The 2841-nt window shown below is 74.9% G+C and carries 3 protein-coding genes; 2 read left to right on the top strand and 1 reads right to left on the bottom strand.

From position 1 onward, the window contains the following. Window positions 1–974: AAA family ATPase (locus tag E1300_RS48910; protein WP_165503351.1), on the bottom strand; the 974-nt coding region annotated here is incomplete at its 3' end. Window positions 975–1139: 165 nt separating this feature from the next. Between E1300_RS48910 and E1300_RS48905 the strand changes: the two genes are divergently transcribed. Both E1300_RS48905 and E1300_RS48900 read left to right on the top strand, forming a co-directional pair. Beyond that, entirely contained in the window at window positions 1140–1673 is a 534-nt protein-coding gene (locus tag E1300_RS48905) for a 2,4'-dihydroxyacetophenone dioxygenase family protein (RefSeq protein ID WP_131764071.1), read from the top strand. A gap of 110 nt (window positions 1674–1783) precedes the next feature. Beyond that, window positions 1784–2761 carry a helix-turn-helix domain-containing protein gene (locus tag E1300_RS48900; protein ID WP_131764070.1) on the top strand — a complete coding sequence of 326 codons (978 nt, stop codon included), beginning with the start codon at window positions 1784–1786 and terminating at the stop codon, window positions 2759–2761. Window positions 2762–2841: the final 80 nt, after the last annotated feature.

Genomic DNA, 2841 nt, shown 5'->3' with positions numbered 1-2841 from the left:
GGGACGGGCTCGCCTCGGGCGACGGTGACTCCGGCGGCACCGACGGCACGGCGGCGGAACTCTGCTGGGGCGCGTTCGCCGCGGTCACGTGCCGCGTCCGCCCCGGTGACGAGGGACGCGGCGGCGAGCAGCTCGCCGATCGCGCCGCCGTCGTCCGCGGCGGCGACGAGCAGCAGCGCGCGGGTCGGCGCCGGCAGCTCCGCCACCCGCAGCGCGAACGCGCGCTCCAGCCGGTCGGTGAGCGGGAGGAAGCCGGTGTCGCCGCCGGGCCCGCGGGCGTCCAGCGCGCGGGGCAGCTCCACCAGTGCGAGCGGCACGCCCGCGGCCTCGGCCAGCACCCGGCGGCGCAGCTCGGGGGCGAGCTCCGGCGCGCTCTCGTCGAGCAGCGAGGCGGCGGCGTCCTCGTCCAGCCGGCGGAGCCGCAGCTCCGGGATGCCGCAGTCCTTCAGCGGGGTCGGGTAGCCGTCCCGGACCGCCAGCAGCAGGACGATCGGCTCGGTGCCGAGGCGGCGGGCGACGAAGCCGAGCACGTCCACCGTCGGCCGGTCCATCCACTGCGCGTCGTCCACGGCGAGGAGCAGCGGCGCGGCGGCCGCGGCGTCGCTGAGCAGCGTCAGCGCGGCCAGCGCGATCATGAACGGCTCGGGGGCCGTTCCGGGCGCCCCCTCGGGGGCCATCCCGAACGCCGCCGCCAGCGCGTCCCGCTGGCGCGGTGGCAGCTCGCCGAGCCGGCCGAGCATCGGCCCGAGGAGCTGGTGCAGCCCGGCGAAGGGCAGCTTCGCCTCGGACTGGACGCCCGCGCCGCGCAGCACCACGACGCCGTCCGCGCGGGCGCGGGCGGCCGCGTGCTCCAGCAGGCCGGACTTGCCGATCCCCGGCTCGCCCCAGATCACCAGGCCGCCGCCGGCCGCCCGGATCCCGCCGACGAGCGCGTCGACCGCGCCGACCTCGCGCCTGCGCCCGAACAAGGTCACCCGAACGCTCCCCCACCTCGGTCCTTCTCCTCCACCGTACGACCAGGACATGTCTGGAATGTGCAAGGACGGCGGCCGGGAGCGGAAAGACGGGGCCCTTCGTGACGAGGTTCACTCGCGGGAGGTCCGCGCGAAAGCACGGAGCGAGCGCAGAGGAGGCGCCCCATGCCCGAAGCACCCGGAGCGGAGTTCTGGAAGGACCTCAGGCCGATCGAGGACGCGCAGAAGCCCGACGCGCTGCCGGAGGTGTACCTGTCCAAGGTCGCCACCGACGACGACCGCTACTACGTGCCGTTCACCGAGACGGTCGGCTCCCGGCCGCTGTGGATCAACGTGAAGGACAACACCTGGTCCGACGTCCTGCGGGCGAAGGAGGCCGGGCTCGTCAACCGGCACTACCACCCGCACGAGGTGTTCGCCTACACGATCTCCGGCAAGTGGGGCTACCTGGAGCGCCCCTGGACGGCCACCGCCGGCGACTTCGTCTACGAGGCGCCGGGCGAGGGCCACACCCTGGTCGCCTACGAGAGCGGCGAGCCCATGAAGACGCTGTTCATCGTCAAGGGGCCGCTGATCTGGCTGGACGAGAACGGCGAGCCGGAGGGCTACTTCGACGTCCACGACTACATCGACATGTGCCGCAAGCACTACGACAAGGTCGGCCTCGGCGCGGACAAGGTCGACGCCCTGTTCCGCTGACCGGCCCGGCCTTCCGAAGGGCGGACGCCGCATGGCCGCATGACCTGGATCACGACGTAGGCTCCGCCGGAGGGGCGAGGGTCCGCCCGCACGATCCGGGAGGAGCGGCCATGCCGGCGTCCGCACTGATGATCTCCCGCGCGACCACCGAGGACGTCGCGCCGGACGAGCGCATCGGGTTCTGGGAGGAGTACAACCGGCGGGCGCTGGTCGGGCTGTCCTGCACCTCCTACTCCGAGCGCGGGCTGCTGGCGCGGCAGGCCAACTACGGGCTCGGCGACCTCCGGCTGGCCGACATCAGCGGCAACGCCCACGCCATCGAGCGGACGCCGCGGGTCGCGCGGTCGGCGCCCAAGGACTCGGTGTTCGCGTCGCTGCTGCTGAAGGGCGAGGCGGTCTTCCTGCACGAGCACGGCTGCCTCGCCGCCGCGGCGGGCGACCTCGTCGTGTACGGCACCCGGAGCCCGTACCTGTTCGGGTTCTCCTCGGCGATGCGGCAGATCCTGGTCGACATCCCCGCGGACCTGTTCGCCCGGGAGTGCCTGGCGGGCGGCGTCCCCGCCCCGATGCTCCTCGGGCACGGGACGGCCCGCGAAGGCGCGCTGGTCGTCGCGCTCCGCTCCGTCCTGGAGAACCCTCGCGCGGAGGACCCGGCGGGCGCGCGCGCCGCCGTCCTGGACCTGATCAGGCTCCTCGCCGTCGAACGCTCCGGCGGACGCTCGCTTCCCGCGGCGTACCAGACGCAGTTCATCCTCGCCGGGGACTACATCGACCGGCACCTGCACGACTCCCGCCTCGACCCCGGCCGGGTCGCGGGGGTGCTGGGCGTCTCCGTCCGGCATCTCGGGCGCGTCTTCGAGGCCGCGGGCACCACCCCGGCCCGGCACATCCTGGAGCGGCGCCTTCAGCGGGCCCACGACGACCTCACCGCGCCGGGCACGGCGGGCGCTCCGGGCACGGCGGGCACGATCGCGGACGTCGCCCATCGCTGGGGCTTCTCCAGCCAGGCCCATTTCGCCCGCCAGTTCCGGTCCCGCTTCGGCCGGACGCCCAGCGAGGCCCGGCGCGCCGCCCGCTCCGGCCCGTGAACCGGGGCGTTCAGCGCCTCGGGGCGGCGCCGTCCTCGTCCGCGATCATGCCGGGGACGCCGGCGGGCGCCGGCGCGGTG

This window comes from Actinomadura fibrosa (genome assembly GCF_900659615.1).
GTDB classification, from domain to species: domain Bacteria; phylum Actinomycetota; class Actinomycetes; order Streptosporangiales; family Streptosporangiaceae; genus Spirillospora; species Spirillospora fibrosa.
Note: the sequence above shows the minus strand (reverse complement) of the source record. Positions and strands in the feature narration are given on the sequence as shown.

Bases quoted from the DNA above. Each gene is read 5' to 3' on its own strand.
- E1300_RS48900 (WP_131764070.1), top strand. From the start codon at position 1,784: ATGCCGGCGTCCGCACTGATGATCTCCCGCGCGACCACCGAGGACGTC.
- E1300_RS48905 (WP_131764071.1), top strand. From the start codon at position 1,140: ATGCCCGAAGCACCCGGAGCGGAGTTCTGGAAGGACCTCAGGCCGATC.